The organism is Paenibacillus periandrae, assembly GCF_022458865.1.
Lineage (GTDB): Bacteria > Bacillota > Bacilli > Paenibacillales > NBRC-103111 > Paenibacillus_S > Paenibacillus_S periandrae.
The window spans coordinates 199809-215582 of the sequence record NZ_JAJNMU010000012.1; the positions used below are offsets into that span (position 1 = coordinate 199809).

Sequence of the window (15774 nt, forward strand, 5' to 3'; positions counted from 1 at the left end):
AATGATGATAAGAAAACCGGTCATTGGCGTTACATTGGGAGATGCAGCAGGCATCGGCCCAGAATTGGTTGTCAAGGTTCTGCAAATCGCAGATGTTCGCAATTTGGCAACATGGGTATTGATTGGTGACGAACGTGTACTTAACCAAGGACAAATGGATGCGGGTCAAACGCTGTCCTATCATAATATTCAAAGCATTGAACAAATCGATAACAAAGATGAGCTGTATTTCATCGATTTGCATAACTTGTCAACAGATGCTTATACACAAGGCCAATTATCTGTTGCTTCCGGCAAAGCGACTGGCGAAACATTGACGTATGCCTTAAAGCTTGCCCAACAGAAAAAGTTGGATGGATTCGTATTCGCACCTATCAATAAGGCAGCGCTGCATAGCGGAGGCTTTCATTTTCAGGATGAGCTTCATTTCTTCGCTTCCTTGCTGGACTGCAAGGAAGGGTTTAGCGAAATTAATGTATTAGGCGATCTATGGTTCACTCGGGTAACCTCACATGTGCCGTTGAAAGAAGTCAGCAGTCTTGTTAAGAAAGAACGTGTAGGCCGAATCATTCGTTTTGCCCAACAAACTTTATTGAATGCTGGCTTTGAGAACCCAAGAATTGCAGTAGCCGCACTGAATCCGCATGCAGGCGACAATGGCTTGTTGGGCATGGAAGAAATTGAAGAAATCATGCCGGCAATCAAGGAAGCGCAGGAACAAGGCATTCAGGTGGACGGACCGTATCCGGCAGACACGATTTTCCTTCGTTTAAAAACGAATCCTTTTGATTGCTTAGTCAGCATGTATCACGATCAAGCTCAAACCGGGATGAAACTGATGGGCTTCAATAAAGGAGTTACAGTCAGCGGTGGTTTGCCTGTTATTATTACCACCCCTGCACACGGAACCGCTTTTGATATTGCAGGTCAAGGCATTGCCGACCCAGGAGCGACAGAGCAGGCGATGAAGCTGGCCGTCAAATTGGCAGGATTCTGATCGGAGGCGTAATTCAAATGAAATTGCCACGGATGGTCCGTATCAAACAGCATTTTACAGGACCCGCTGTTAAGGACATCGAGGAAGAAGTCAGACGTCAAATCAGTCTTGTTGGATTGGAATCGAAAATAACGCCCGGCATGCGGATTGCCATAACGGCAGGAAGCCGGGGGATTGCCAATATTGCTTTAATTATCAAGTCCTTTGTGGTGAACTTACAGCTGCTTGGAGCCAGGCCTTTTATTATTCCCGCTATGGGCAGCCACGGTGGGGCAACAGCTGAGGGTCAAGTCAAAGTGCTGGAAAGCCTGGGTGTAACTGAAGCTTATTGCGGGGCTCCGATCCTCTCTTCGATGGAGGTGGTGCAGATCGGTGAAACAGAACGAGGCGTTCCGGTTTATATCGATCGTCATGCCTCTGAAGGCGATGGTGTGATCCTAATCGGGAGAGTGAAGGTGCATACCGACTTCAAATCCCCAATCGGCATCGAAAGCGGCATAATGAAGATGGCTGCCATCGGCCTTGGCAAGCACAAGCAGGCGCTTGCCTTGCACAATTATGGCATTCAGGGCATACGCGATCATATGCCTGAAGTGTCGCGGGTCGTTTTTACTAAAGCGAATATTTTGTGCGGTGTAGCCATTGTGGAAAACGCGCATGAACAAACAGCGGTCATCGAGGCGATCCCAACTGAGCTTATTGAAGAGCGGGAGCGGGAGCTGCTCAAATTGTCGGCCTCTTTGATGCCCAAGCTTCCTATTCAGGAGCTGGATGTGCTGCATGTCGATAGAATCGGCAAAAATTATAGTGGAACCGGCATGGACACGAATATTATTGGCAAAATGCGAATTCTCGGCGAGGAAGAACCGGAATTTCCCAAGATCAAGTATGTCATAGCCGGAGATCTGAGCGACGAATGTCAAGGGAACGCGTTAGGTATCGGTCTAGCCGATATTACGACCAAACGGCTGTTTGACAAAATAGACTTTCATAAAATGAATGAAAACGTCATTACGAGCACATTTCTTCATCGGGCGATGATCCCGATTATTTTGGACAATGATTTGGAAGCGATGAGAACCGCATTGCGCTGCAGCTGGGGTGTTGTGCCAGAGCACGCACGGGTCATCCGTATTCCCAATACGCTTGATATTGAATTCATGTATGTTTCCGAATCGCTGCTGCCGGAAATTCGCGCATTGGATCATGTTGAGATTGTTGGCGATATAACCGAAATGCAGTTTGACGATAACGGAATTTTTCTCAATTAGGGTCTGAATCGAAATATTAACAGCTTTGCGCTTATATGCGCTGCCATTCAATCCATATGTCAATACGATTTTACTTGCCAAGGAGCTTGGTGTAGATACGGTCGTTAATTTCGCGGGATGTCCGGGTGAATCGGAACACTCGCTGCGTTCTGTGTGGGTCACATGTCCTTGGCCAACGGATTTCCTGGATACTTTAACATGGCAATGGGTGCAAAAAGTGATTCCATATTGGGAAAAGATGGGTCAATATGCGAGGGATAACGGAATCAGGATCGCAGTAGAGCCTCATCCGGGCTACTCAACGGCGTGTTGGATACGAAGTCTTACAAGGATGTCGTTAATCGTTCGTGGGCGTTTCGTACGGTTGGATATGGTCATGGACAGGAGTTATGGAAGGAAATGTTCAGCGCATTACGCACTGTAGGTTATAGTGGTGCAATCAGTATCGAGCATGAGGATGGGATTATGTCCACCCAGGAAGGCTTTCACAAAGCGGTAAAATTTTTAAAAGAGGTCATGATTATCGAGACTGCTGGTGAGATGTATTGGGCTAAATAGACCCACTGCACTTGGAGCTGGATAGTAACAGGAGGATGAGAAGCTTGGGCATTACAGAAAATATGCATCGCGCTGTCATGATGAAAAAGAAGGATAATGTGGCTATGGCTTTGGGAGATATCCCTGCCGGAGCTGCGGTTGAGCTGCGCGTCGAGGATATCCATTTTACGGTTACGATGCGCGATTCCATTGCTTTCGGGCATAAGTTTGCCGTTCGACCGATTTCGATAAAGGAAGATATTGTTAAGTACGGTGAAGTCATTGGCATGGCGAACCGGAATATTCAGGAAGGCGAGCATGTACATGTCCACAATCTGGACGGAAAACGAGGCAGGGGGGATCAACATGGAGCTTAATTCAAAATTTTGGGGTTATCGTCGCAAGGATGGAAGAGTAGGCGTTCGCAATCATGTCCTGATCTTACCAACGATTATTTGCGCCACACAAACAGCTAACCGCATCACAGATTTGGTGCAAGGCACTGTATCCTTTATTCACCAGCATGGCTGTGCCCAGGTAGGTGTGGATTACGAACAAACCTTTCGCACCTACGTAGGCATTGGAAGCAACCCGAACGTGTATGGAGTTGTTGTACTTGGACTCGGTTGTGAAACGCATCAGGGTCGGAGCGTAGCCAATGAGATCGCCAAGCAAACAGGGAAACCGGTCGAGCTTGTATCGATCCAGGAAAATGGCGGGACCCTGATGACCATTGCCAGAGGGGCACAGATTGCTGCCAGAATGGTTCAGGAAGCATCGATGCAGCGCCGGGTAGAGTGCGACATCAGCGAGCTGATCGTTGCAACGGAATGCGGCGGATCGGATGCATGCTCCGGCCTATCGGCCAATCCGGCTGTCGGCGTTGTCAGTGATATGATTGTTGATGGTGGCGGCACCGCGATTTTGGCGGAAACATCCGAAATTATCGGAGCCGAGCATCTGCTGGCGAGTCGTGCCGTTGACGACAAAGTTGCTAAACGGGTGTATGAGGTTATCGAAGCGATGGAGAGCAAAGCGACCCTGATGGGTGTCGATATCCGTACGGGTAATCCTACTCCAGGTAACATCGAAGGCGGTCTTAGCTCGTTGGAGGAGAAGTCGCTTGGAGCCGCCGCCAAAGCGGGTACTCGCCCTCTGCAAGAGCTTATTAATTACGCTGAGCATCCAACCAAGAAGGGCCTTGTTTGGATGGACACGCCAGGGCAGGACATTGAACAGCTTACCGGTATGGTAGCCGGCGGTGCTCAGGTTATTTTATTCACGAGCGGTCGAGGAACGCCTACTGGCTCACCGATAGCTCCAGTCATCAAAATTGCGACGAACAGCCGCATGTTTGAGACAATGGCAGATAACATGGATATGAATGCGGGAACGATTATTGAAGGAAAAGAAACGGTACAAGAGGTTGGCCGTCGAATTTATGACGAGGTGCTGATGGTATCGGATGGAAAATGGACGAAGTCGGAAATTTTGAAGCAGTACGATTTTGGGATTAACCGTATCGGTCCTACTTTTTAATTACGATCAGAAAGGAGAAGCATATGAATAAAGTAAAAGTAGCCATACTCGGATCAGGCAACATAGGCACCGACTTGATGTATAAGCTGGAACGGAGCGATGTTCTGGAGCTGACCGCGTTGATCGGTATTGACCCGGCCTCGGAAGGATTGCAAAGAGCCCGGTCCCTCGGCTATACCACCTATGATAACGGGATACAAGCTATCGTGGATCATCCGGATCTGGCTGACCTTGTATTTGACGCAACATCGGCTAAGGCTCACGTGCGTCACGCCAAGGTACTGCAGGAACTGGGAATAACGGCCATTGATCTGACTCCGGCAGCTCGAGGTCCGTTTTTAAGCCCAGTAGTGAATTTCCAGGACCATCTTCATGCACCTAATGTTAACCTCATTACCTGCGGTGGACAAGCGACGATTCCTATTATTCATGCTATTAACAGCGTGGCCGACGTCTATTATGCGGAAATTGTCGCTACCATTTCCAGCAAAAGCGCAGGTCCCGGCACTCGGGCTAATATCGACGAGTTTACGAACACAACTCGCCGTGGAATTGAGGAAGTCGGAGGCGCCGATCGGGGTAAAGCTATTATTATCTTAAATCCGGCGAATCCTCCGATTATGATGAGAAATACCGTTTACTGCCAAGTGAAAAATATGGACCAGGCTGCTATCAGCCAATCAGTTCATGACATGGTGGCCAGAGTCAAGGAATACGTGCCAGGCTATCGTCTCAAACAGGAGTTGCTGTTCGATGAAGATAAAGTAACGATTTTCCTGGAGGTTGAGGGAGCTGGTGATTATTTCGAAGCGTATGCCGGTAATCTGGACATCATGACAGCTACTGCTGTACGCATCGGTGAAGAGTTTGCCCGTCATCGGTTGTCCGGTGCTCTGGTAGAGGAAGGAGGGAAACAGATTGAAGCGTAACAGCACAGAATCGATTCGAATAACCGAAGTGTGTCTAAGAGACGGCAGCCATGCGGTTGCTCATCAATTCACAGTAGAACAGGTTCGAGCAGTTGCCCGTACTTTGGATGATGCAGGCATGCATTATATAGAAGTGAGCCATGGTGATGGCTTAGGTGGTTCAACCCTACAGTATGGACGTTCGCTCGTTGATGAAATGAAGCTTATTGAGACAGCGGTAGAGCAATGCAAGCAAGCACAGGTTGCCGTACTGCTCATTCCCGGTATCGGGACTGTACAGGAGTTGAAGCAGGCTCACTCGATAGGAGCTAAGCTGGTACGAGTCGCAACACATGTAACAGAGGCGAATGTTTCGGCGCAGCATCTTCATGTTGCTCGCGAGCTGGGTATGGAAGCAATCGGCTTTCTCATGATGGCTCACTCTGCACCTGTCGAAGTTCTTGTTGAGCAGGCCAAGCTGATGGAAAGCTATGGCGCTCAGGCTGTGTATGTGACCGATTCCGCCGGTGCCATGCTGCCTCAAGACGTCAGAGAAAGAGTCAAAGCGTTGCGGGGTGCCTTATCTTGTGAAATCGGTTTTCACGCACACAATAATCTTTCACTTGCTGTAGCAAATACACTTGTCGCGATAGAAGAAGGTGCGACCCGTATCGACAGCAGTACCCGCTGTCTCGGAGCAGGGGCTGGCAATACGCAGACGGAAGCTCTGATCGCCGTCCTTCAGCGTATGGATATGCACCTTGGTATCGATTTGTACAAAATGATGGATCTTGCCGAGGATGTAGTCGCACCGATCATGCATCGCGTGCCGGAGATCAATAAGGGCAGCTTGGCCATGGGCTATGCCGGTGTGTATTCCAGCTTTCTGCTCCATGCAGAAAGAGCTGGCAAACGGTTCGGCGTCGATCCACGCGATATCCTGATGGAATTGGGCCGTTGCAAGGCTGTTGGCGGGCAGGAAGACATGATTCTCGATGTGGCAGCCAGCTTACGTAAATAATTGGACATTGTAAGCACGACTGGAATGTCTTACTGTCTAATAGAATGGAATTCTGGATATAAATGTAAGAAAAACTTCGGATCGAAGCCTATTCGGTGAAGATACATTCGTGTTTTAAATGTAGCTTTTCTTGCAATACCAGAATATTCAGCTCCGCTGAAAACTTATAAATTGCCGATATTATAAAAAGGCTCTCCTATGTTGGAGAGTCTCTTTTTATGCAGGCATAGGTGTATCCGTAGGCTTGGCATATCCTTTGTTGTATCGCGTATCAATATAATCACGAATTTCCTTTACCGATTTTCCATCTTTACTTAATTGAGCTGTAGTTAAAGCGATCTCCATACAAACTCCACACCGTGTACCGTGATCGTCCCACACAACACTTCCATCGGTTTTTACTTCCTTTATAAAACAATTCATATTGCTTTTATGACCAGCCTCATCTCCACATCCACAGTAACAAGGAATCCATTTGAGCTTATCGATGCTTAGAGCGGCGATCTGATAAATTTTTTGAGTTTGCTCAGGTTGGTTATTAAGAAATTTGGGAAGAGTGTTGATCGAACTGGTCATTTCCTGCAGATCTCCATTGTGGGCTACTGCATGGGATGTTGCATGCTCCGGGGCGCCTTTACTACACGCAGCCATGCTGATCATCGCTAGTAAAGTCAAAGATATCTGGATTGCTTTAAATCTCATTATTTTCCTCCCTAAGACCTTTATATTAAGCAATGTATTATAAAAACATATGAAAATCAAGTTATCCGGTACCTCTACTCATGCAGCTTAACGCAACAGGCTTCCTTTACATTCGCACATGTAATAAGATATGAAATAAAGGGGGCATTTCATTGACACTGCAACAATTAAAGTATGTGATTGAGGTGGCGAATCAAGGCTCCATTAATGAAGCTGCCAAGCGATTATTTATTTCTCAACCGAGTCTTTCAAATGCGATTAAGGATCTGGAAAAAGAAATGCAGATTGCCATATTTGAAAGATCGAATAAAGGGATTTCACTTTCGAAGGAAGGTGTCGAATTTTTAAGCTATGCGCGACAGGTTGTTGAGCAGGCTGAATTATTGGAAGGGCGTTATCTCGATGCCAAACCTTCCCCGCAGCACTTTTCCGTATCTACCCAGCATTACGCTTTTGCGGTCAATGCATTTGTAAATCTATGTCAGGAGCATGGTCAAGACGAATATGAATTTGCATTGCGTGAAACCAAAACCTACGAGATCATTGAGGACGTCAAAAGCTTACGCAGCGAAATTGGCATTTTATATCTGAATGAATTTAATGGAAAAGTCATCCATAAGCTGCTGAAAGAAGCTAATTTACAATTTAACAGCTTATTTACCGCTAAACCGCATATTTTCATCAGCAGCAAAAATCCGCTGGCCCATCAATCCATCGTAACGATAGAACAGCTGCAGCAATATCCGTATCTTTCTTTTGATCAGGGCGAGTACAATTCCTTTCATTTCTCCGAAGAAATTCTCAGTACACTTTCCCATAAAAAAAGTATACGCGTGAATGATCGGGCGACGCTTTTTAATTTACTGATTGGGTTAAACGGGTATACCATATCGACAGGCGTGCTGAGCAAAGATTTGAATGGTAATGATATTATTCCTGTACCGTTGGATTGTGAGGAAGTCATTAATGTCGGTTGGATTTCTCATCGCAATGTTGCGTTGTCCAAGCTCGGCTATGCCTACATACAAGCTCTCCAACAGGTCATATCCACATAGCAGCACTTAGACTTGTATACAAGCGCACGCTCACAATGATCTCAAGAAATAACATTCGGCAGCTGCTACAGTGCCGTTCTGCACTGGCAAGTGACTGACAACCTACGGAGTATGGAGGCTTAAGCATATGAACTTTATCGGCCTGGATATTGGCACTACATCGATATGCGGTATTATCATGGATGCAGCGAGTGGCACGATACTTAATTCCGTAACAAAAAGCAACAACGCTTCTATAGATTCGATTCATCCTTGGGAATTTATTCAGGATCCAGATGTGATCCTCAAGATCGTCTTCGAGATTTTGGATCAATTGACAAGCGGCGGTGTTCATGCAGCTGGTATAGGCTTAACCGGACAAATGCATGGTATGCTCTACGTGGATGACGTGGGTAACCACGTATCACCGCTGTATACGTGGCAGGATCAACGAGGGGATTTAGCGATCAACGACATCAGTGACGGTGACACCTATGTGTCCCGCTTATCGGGGATTACATCCATGCCGCTGGCGACGGGCTTTGGATTGGTGACCCATCACTATAATTTGCAGAACGGACTTATACCGGCAAATGCTGCCTGCATATGCACCATCGCAGACTATGTAGCCATGAAGCTAACAGGAGGGTGCAAGCCGCTTATGGATCCGACCAACGCTGCAAGCTTAGGTCTGTTTAACCTCGAATTCATGGATTTCGAAGCTCATACGTTGGAGGCGGCGGGAATCGAGTGGAGGATGCTGCCGGAAGTAGTTCCTTCAGGCACCGTCATCGGACATTCACAGGCAGGGATACCCGTGACAGTTTCACTTGGAGACAATCAAGCCAGCTTTCTCGGATCCGTCAGTTCGATCACGGACTCGGTGCTGTTGAATGTTGGAACAGGTTCACAAATCTCAATATTTAGCAAACGCTTTCTTACGATAGAACCTCTTGATATTCGTCCATTCCCAGGCGGGGGATATCTGCTTGTTGGAGCTTCCCTGAGTGGCGGAAAATCCTATGCGCTGCTGGAAAGCTTTTTTCGTGAGGTATGCGTACAGCTTGGCGGTTTGGAGGACCGAGGCAGTCTGTATGCAAGGATGAGTCAATTAGCAGAAAAGGCTGTACTGGATAGAGAGCTTCGCGTCCAGACCCAGTTTTATGGCTCCAGATCCGATCCTTCTAAGAGAGGGTCCATTGAAGGTATTGACTCACTGAACTTCACACCTGGTCATCTCATCATCGGTGTAATCGATGGGATCATTGCAGAGCTGTACCAATTTTATACAACGTTCCCGAACGAGCGCAAGCAGCAGATCAAGTCACTTATCGGGTCCGGCAATGGAATTCGAAATAATGCTACATTACGCCAAAGGCTTTCCATGACCTTTAACCTACCGCTGCAAATTGCGGCTCATCCGGAAGAGGCAGCGTATGGCGCCAGTTTGTGTGCGTCCGTGGGGTGCTCGGTATTCCCGGACTTTCAGCACATTGCTTTTGAATAAATGGGAATGGGGCGATCGAATGTTTCATGTATTGGTAGCGGAAGACGAGGTATGGATTCGGAATGCGATTGTGGAAATGATTGAACGTTTTGAGCTTGGCTTTAAGGTGGTAGCACAGGCGAGTGACGGTGTGGAGGCATGGAATTTGATTAATGAGTATTGGCCTAATGTTGTGATTACAGATATTATGATGCCCCAATTGGATGGACTTTCGCTTCTCCAAAAGTGTGATGAATATAATATTTCCATTGTTCCTATCGTAATAAGTGGTTATGAAAATTTCAATTATGCTCAGCAAGCGATGCGATATGGGGCTACAGAATATTTGTTAAAGCCAGTGCCAGCGGCTGATTTGAAAAGAGCATTGATACGCTCGGTAGAAAGATTACAGCAATCCCATCATCATCATGAGCCGCTCCATAAAATTCAAAATTTTATAGAAAAGATGGAGGTCATGGATCATCAAGAGCTTGCGAAGGAAGCGGTTCTGTTGATTCATTTTATCATGAAAATGAAAACAGCGAATCCAGGTGTTAGATCCGGTCTTTTACGTATTTTTTTGAACAAATTAAATGATCAGCTAGTCAGTATTATACCCAACTATCACAAGGCGGATTTAGGGAACGAAAAAGATATCGAGTCGATACAAAGCCACTTTCTGAAACTGTTGGAAGAATGGTCCCGTCATCAACATCGTGATGATCATAAAAACCATATGATGATGAAAAAAGTGAATGAATATGTGCAGCAGCATTACCACAAGGAAATCACACTTTCCCAAATCGCCGAGTATAGCGATCTGAGTATTTCCAGATTTTGTGTTCTTTTTAAAAAGAATAACGGAGATTCATTTATCAATTACTTGAATTTATATCGAATCGATAAGGCTAAACAGTTGCTGTTGGATTTGGATCTTAAAGTATACGAGGTCGCAGATATGGTCGGATTTTCCTCTTTACCTTACTTCAACCGTCTCTTTAAAAGCATCATGAATCAGTCGCCAAATGAATATAGAAGGAGTCTCGGGCTATGAAATTACCCCGTATTCAAGTCAGGTCTATTAAACATAGAATGATTATTCTATTCCTGGCACTCAGCTTGGTTTCGATTGGCTTGATCACGCTATTTTCCCATTTCTACTACAGCAAAGCGGTTAAAGAGGACTTTGTGACCATAACCACAGAAGCGACAGATCGGCTGAACCATCATATGGAGTTTTATTTTAAGCAAATGAAAAACTCAACCAATACGTTAATTAATACTTCTTTGACCCAAACGTGGTTAATGAAAGAGTATGTTCCTAAACCGGAGGATATTAGTGAAATCGAAATGGAGATGAAGGCCTATGTATCTTTTAACTTTCCAGAAATTGAAAATATGTATTTAGTATCTAATGATAAACGGGTTTTACCTTTATTTAACGCTGCTTATTTGAATAGCTCCTACGTAAATGAGGCCTGGTATCCGTCTGTTCCTGTATCCAAAGTAACCGTTCTGCCTACACATCGCTTGAAAGGAACGGGGCCTCACGTATTAAATATGCTCATTCCTATTTACAGCACGCAAAACCTGGAGATGATAGGAAATCTGATCGTACAGTTCTCCTTGTCCGAAATCGAAGCAACACTTACCAAATCAAAATTGGGGAAGACCGGTTATTTCTTTATTCTTTCCGAGCAAGATACCTATGTGTATCATCCGAATTCAGAATGGATAGGCAAGCAGCGTAGTGAAACGTCCCTCAATGAGCTGATTTTGAATGATGAGACCAAGAGTACGATGTATGACCTGAATGGAACTCCTTATTTGGTCTCATACGGCATTTCGGGTTACACGGGTTGGAAGATCGTTTCTTTCGTCCCTTATTCGGAGATGGCCCACAGCTTGCAATCAGCCGTCCAATCTACGTTTATAACGTTCGCAATGATATCGATCATCATCATGGTGTCGATTCCTTTATTACTTCGCCAATTTATTAATCCGATCAAGCATATCAAGTCGCTGATGGAATCTGTAGCCATGGGTAACCTGAACGTAAGGGCTCACAAAGTATCCAATATTAATGAATTTGAAATTTTAATCAGCAGTTTTAATAAGATGGTCGAGCAGCTGTCTATTTTAATGGATGAGGTATCCCATTACAAGGTCAAAGAAGTGGAGCTTCAACTACAGCAAAGCGAAGCCACGATCCGTGCGCTTCAAAACCAGATTAATCCTCATTTGCTGTACAATACGCTGGATATTATTAAAAGCATTGCCTTTCTGGAGGACGTCCCGATTATCGAGAGGATCACCCACAATTTGGCTGATGTGTATCGTTATGCCTCTAAATGGTCTTATGATGAAGTAACATTGAACGAAGAATTGAGCTCGTTAACCAAGTATTTGGAAATTATTCATATTCGCTATCCTAAAAAATTCGAGAGTAGTGTTCGCGTAAATGACAAGTTCCTGAGCTGCCCCATTATTAAGCTTAGTATTCAACCTATTGTGGAAAATGCGGTTAAATATGCTGTTGAGCCAAAAGGTGGTGAAGCGGCTATTATCGTGAGCGCATACCAGGATCATCAGGATTTGATTATCGAGATTGCTGATAATGGTCCGGGTATATCCGATGATAAGATAACAAGCCTGGAGGAACAATTTAACAACCGTTCGTCGAATGAAGACACGTTGATGAGCAGTGCGATCGGTTTGGCAAATGTACACACACGGTTATCACTAAAATATGGACAAGCTTATGGCGTGTCCGTCCATTCCTTCTCTGGACGCGGCAGTGTGATCAGTCTTAGGATACCTTATCGCAGCTCGTAAAAAGATAGGACTATAAATAAAAAGATTGTGTAAGGAAAAAAAGTGCAATTAGCAGTATGGTTATTAATGAAATGAGAAACGAGGGGGACAAGACATGAAGAAGTGGATACCCGCATTACTTGCTGGCGTGTTTACGGTCAGTGTGGTTGGCTGTTCACAAGGAAGCACTGCATCAGAAGGGAAGACCAGTTCTAGTAAAGAACAAATCAATGTGAATATGATGACGTTTAGTTATGCTGGCGGTGGATGGCCAGAAGATCACCCTGTGATTAAAGAGATTAATAAAAAACTGAATATTAATTTTAAGGTTCAATGGGTACCTTCCGACACCTATGCCCAGAAGCTGAATGTAATGGCCGCATCCAATGAGTTTCCTGATGTATTTATGGTTCAGGAAGCGGAATTTAACAAATGGAGAGACAAAGGCATCTTCATGGACGTAAAGCCCGAATTGGGCAAATACGCGAACTTGTCCAAATATATTACTTCGGACGGTCTGGCCAAAATGAACCCCAAAGACAAATACTACGGTTTCCCTTATTATGTCACCGATACGCGGGATACCTTGGCCATTCGCAAAGATTGGTTGGATAAGTTAGGACTCAAGATGCCAACTACAACGGATGAATTTTACGAGGTTGCTAAAGCGTTTGCAACGAAGGACCCGGACGGCAACGGTCAAGCGGATACGCCCGGGTTCTCGTTTGGTATCGTCAATAACAAGTTCTCCCAAATTGAACCGATCATGGGTGCCTTTGGTTTAGGTAATGAATGGAGCGATGTGAATGGGCAATTGGTGCCTATGCAGGTTCAGACGAATGAGTTGAAGGATTTTGCAGCCTTCATGAAAAAGGCATACACAGAAGGTGTGCTGGACAGAGATTTTCCTGCTAATAAAGTGAAGGACAGCGTAGCTAAATTGGAAGCGGGCAAAGTAGGGATTGCCATGGTTGTTACCAACGAGTTTTTCAACGGAACCTTGCCTACTTTGAAGAAATTAACTCCAAGTGCGGACCTGGTCCAGCTGCTTCCTCCGAAGGGGCCAACAGGCAAGCAGGCAACGCAAACACTTGCAATGACGAATAAAGTGGTTATTAATGCGAAGATTGATGCCTCCAAAAAGCAGCGTATTTTGGAACTGCTAGACTATATGCTGTCAGATGAGGGTTACGATTTAATCAAGAATGGTATCGAGGGTGTGCATTATAAAAAGGGCAATGACGGTAAATACGAAAAGCTTGAAGCTTTCGATAAAGATCGTCCGCAATTGCTGTCTACATGGTTTTTCCGAAGATTTGATCCCGATATTCAAATCCGGAAGTGGGACGATCAAGAAGCTGCCAAAAGAATTAGAACTATTATTGAAACCAATGAAAAGTATCGCTGGAAAAATCCTGCCGAAGGCTATTTTAGTGAAACGGTGACTAAGAAAGGAGCAGGCCTTCAACAAAAGTGGATGGAGACGATGACCAAGGTTATTGTAGGACAAGCTCCACTGACAGCTATTGATGATGCGGTTGCAGCCTGGAAACGAGACGGAGGAGACGAAATTATTAAAGAGACCAATGCTCAGTATCAGTTATTGAAATAATGGATATACAATTTGAATGAAATAGGGTTGGCTTCCTGCCAACTCTTTATATCAGGAGTGGTTAATTTGCAAAAAACATTAAAGCAAGGAATACCATTATATGTAATGATCCTGCCTGGCTTGCTATATTTCCTTATATTTCGTTATGCGCCCATGGGTGGTATTCTGCTGGCATTTAAGGACTTTGATCCTTTTGATGGGGTTTGGGCAAGCCCGTGGGTAGGCTTCAAGCATTTCCAAACCTTATTTATGGAGCCTGACTTTTGGAGATTATTCAGCAACACCCTTATATTAAGCGCTCTCAATTTATTTTTATATTTTCCTGCACCGATTATTGTTGCCATCTTATTAAATGAAGCTCGGGTAAAATGGTTTGCCCGAACCGTGCAAACGGTTGTTTATATCCCGCATTTTGTATCATGGGTAGTCGTTGTCGGCATAACGATCGTGCTGTTCGCCTCCCAGGATGGAGGGATTAACAAGCTGCTCGCTGAAAATGGATATGCTCGGCTGGAGCTGTTAACCCACCCCGATTATTTTAGAGGCTTATACGTATTTCAAACGGTTTGGAAGGAGATGGGCTGGGGAGCGATCATATTTCTGGCAGCACTCGCTTCCGTAGACCCTACCTTGTATGAAGCAGCAGTCATGGATGGGGCAGGAAGATGGAGACAAATGTGGCATATCACCTTGCCCGCTTTGCGAACGATTGTGGTGCTTATGTTTATTCTCAGGCTCGGACAAGTGATGGAAACCGGCTTTGAACATATTTATCTTATGCAAAATTCGTTGAACCTTGCAGTTTCGGATGTTTTTGATACGTATGTGTATCGTCAAGGTGTTCTCCAGGGAGAATACAGCTTTACAACAGCTATAGGTTTATTTAAGTCAGCTGTGGGATTGCTGTTTGTATTGGCAGCCAACAAATTGGCCAAAAAATTCGGCGAGGAGGGCGTTTACTAACCATGAATAAGCTCTTAGCCAGAAGGAATGATATTCTTTTTAACTTTTTCATATATGGACTCCTGACCCTTTCATTACTGACCGTGGCTTTACCCTTTTTATATGTAATGTTCAGCTCGTTCTCGACGAAGTCTGAGTATTTATCGAGGGGGTTTTATATCTTTCCGAAGGACTGGACGTTAAATTCCTATCTCTATTTGGTTAATAGTAAAGGTTTTATAGCATCTTATGCGAATACGATCTACATCACGGTCATTGGCACGGTGATCAATGTACTCACCACATGTTTAATGGCTTATGGTTTGTCAAAAAGCTGGCTCAAAGGAAGAGTCACGTTGAATTTTATGGTGCTGTTCTCAATGATTTTTAACGGAGGAATGATACCTACTTATCTGGTACTGAAGGAGCTTTCTTTGATAAATAGCTACTGGTCATTGTTTCTTAGCGGTGCGATCGCTCCGTTTATATTGATTATCATGAGAAGCTTTTTTTCCAACATTCCGACTGAACTGGAAGAATCGGCTAGAATCGACGGCTGCAGCGAGTGGAGGCTATTGTTCAGTATCATCATTCCGCTCTCGCTTCCGTCCATAATAACAATTACATTGATGTACGGGGTGGCGCATTGGAATGCGTACTTCCAGGCTATTTTGTATTTGAACGATTCAAACAAATGGCCCGTTCAAGTATTTTTACGCCAACTGCTGCTGGAGTCGGACTCATCTATGGAGTTGAATATTGGGAACTACGAATATGGCCCACCCGTTCGTATGGCTGCTGTACTTCTCATTGCGTTACCGCTGCTGTTATGTTATCCGTTCCTGCAAAAGTATTTTAATCAAGGGATGTTTGTAGGCTCTGTGAAAGGATAGTGACTTTTAGAGAAAGAG

General features: G+C 44.9%; 15 protein-coding genes. 14 read left to right on the top strand and 1 reads right to left on the bottom strand.

Annotated features, from left to right (window positions below):
* Nucleotide 1: 1 nt before the first annotated feature.
* The 7 genes from LRL21_RS21360 to dmpG all read left to right on the top strand — a co-directional run bounded on the left by LRL21_RS21360 (nt 2) and on the right by dmpG (nt 6273).
* Complete coding sequence (locus tag LRL21_RS21360) at nt 2–997, top strand: 4-hydroxythreonine-4-phosphate dehydrogenase PdxA (protein WP_240417809.1); 996 nt, start codon at nt 2–4, stop codon at nt 995–997.
* A gap of 17 nt (nt 998–1014) precedes the next feature.
* Nucleotides 1015–2268 (top strand): nickel pincer cofactor-dependent isomerase, group 22, encoded by a 1254-nt coding sequence (locus tag LRL21_RS21365; protein WP_240417810.1) that lies wholly within the window; start codon nt 1015–1017, stop codon nt 2266–2268.
* A gap of 309 nt (nt 2269–2577) precedes the next feature.
* Nucleotides 2578–2826 (top strand): hypothetical protein, encoded by a 249-nt coding sequence (locus LRL21_RS21375; protein ID WP_240417909.1) that lies wholly within the window; start codon nt 2578–2580, stop codon nt 2824–2826.
* A gap of 44 nt (nt 2827–2870) precedes the next feature.
* Nucleotides 2871–3182, top strand: a complete 312-nt coding sequence (locus LRL21_RS21380) for a UxaA family hydrolase (RefSeq protein ID WP_338044656.1) — start codon at nt 2871–2873, stop codon at nt 3180–3182.
* Nucleotides 3172–4344 (top strand): UxaA family hydrolase, encoded by a 1173-nt coding sequence (locus tag LRL21_RS21385; protein ID WP_240417812.1) that lies wholly within the window; start codon nt 3172–3174, stop codon nt 4342–4344. The genes LRL21_RS21380 and LRL21_RS21385 overlap by 11 nt, the downstream gene beginning before the upstream one ends.
* 23 nt (nt 4345–4367) lie before the next feature.
* Entirely contained in the window at nt 4368–5273 is a 906-nt protein-coding gene (locus LRL21_RS21390; protein WP_240417813.1) for an acetaldehyde dehydrogenase (acetylating), read from the top strand.
* Nucleotides 5263–6273: a 4-hydroxy-2-oxovalerate aldolase gene (dmpG, locus tag LRL21_RS21395; protein WP_240417814.1), complete on the top strand. Its 1011-nt coding sequence runs from the start codon at nt 5263–5265 to the stop codon at nt 6271–6273. The genes LRL21_RS21390 and dmpG overlap by 11 nt, the downstream gene beginning before the upstream one ends.
* A gap of 216 nt (nt 6274–6489) precedes the next feature.
* Here the strand turns inward: dmpG and LRL21_RS21400 are convergent, their stop codons facing one another.
* Nucleotides 6490–6975 (bottom strand): PCYCGC domain-containing protein, encoded by a 486-nt coding sequence (locus LRL21_RS21400; RefSeq protein ID WP_240417815.1) that lies wholly within the window; start codon nt 6973–6975, stop codon nt 6490–6492.
* A 152-nt stretch (nt 6976–7127) separates the two neighbouring features.
* On the opposite strand from LRL21_RS21400, the gene LRL21_RS21405 reads away from it, so the two are divergent.
* The 7 genes from LRL21_RS21405 (at nt 7128) to LRL21_RS21435 (ending at nt 15756) form a co-directional block, all read left to right on the top strand.
* On the top strand, nt 7128–8030 hold the full coding sequence (locus tag LRL21_RS21405; protein ID WP_240417816.1) for a LysR family transcriptional regulator: 903 nt from the start codon (nt 7128–7130) through the stop codon (nt 8028–8030).
* Nucleotides 8031–8157: 127 nt separating this feature from the next.
* Entirely contained in the window at nt 8158–9516 is a 1359-nt protein-coding gene (locus tag LRL21_RS21410) for a sedoheptulokinase (protein ID WP_240417817.1), read from the top strand.
* Between the two features lie 19 nt (nt 9517–9535).
* Nucleotides 9536–10549 carry a response regulator transcription factor gene (locus tag LRL21_RS21415; RefSeq protein WP_240417818.1) on the top strand — a complete coding sequence of 338 codons (1014 nt, stop codon included), beginning with the start codon at nt 9536–9538 and terminating at the stop codon, nt 10547–10549.
* On the top strand, nt 10546–12330 hold the full coding sequence (locus tag LRL21_RS21420; RefSeq protein ID WP_240417819.1) for a sensor histidine kinase: 1785 nt from the start codon (nt 10546–10548) through the stop codon (nt 12328–12330). Before LRL21_RS21415 ends, LRL21_RS21420 begins: the two co-directional genes overlap by 4 nt.
* 94 nt (nt 12331–12424) lie before the next feature.
* Nucleotides 12425–13921 (top strand): extracellular solute-binding protein, encoded by a 1497-nt coding sequence (locus tag LRL21_RS21425; protein WP_240417820.1) that lies wholly within the window; start codon nt 12425–12427, stop codon nt 13919–13921.
* Nucleotides 13922–13978: 57 nt separating this feature from the next.
* Nucleotides 13979–14884 carry an ABC transporter permease gene (locus tag LRL21_RS21430; protein ID WP_240417821.1) on the top strand — a complete coding sequence of 302 codons (906 nt, stop codon included), beginning with the start codon at nt 13979–13981 and terminating at the stop codon, nt 14882–14884.
* 2 nt (nt 14885–14886) lie between these two features.
* The gene (locus LRL21_RS21435; protein ID WP_240417822.1) at nt 14887–15756 is read left to right on the top strand and encodes a carbohydrate ABC transporter permease; all 870 of its coding nucleotides are present in this window, start codon (nt 14887–14889) and stop codon (nt 15754–15756) included.
* The last annotated feature ends 18 nt before the right edge of the window (nt 15757–15774 follow it).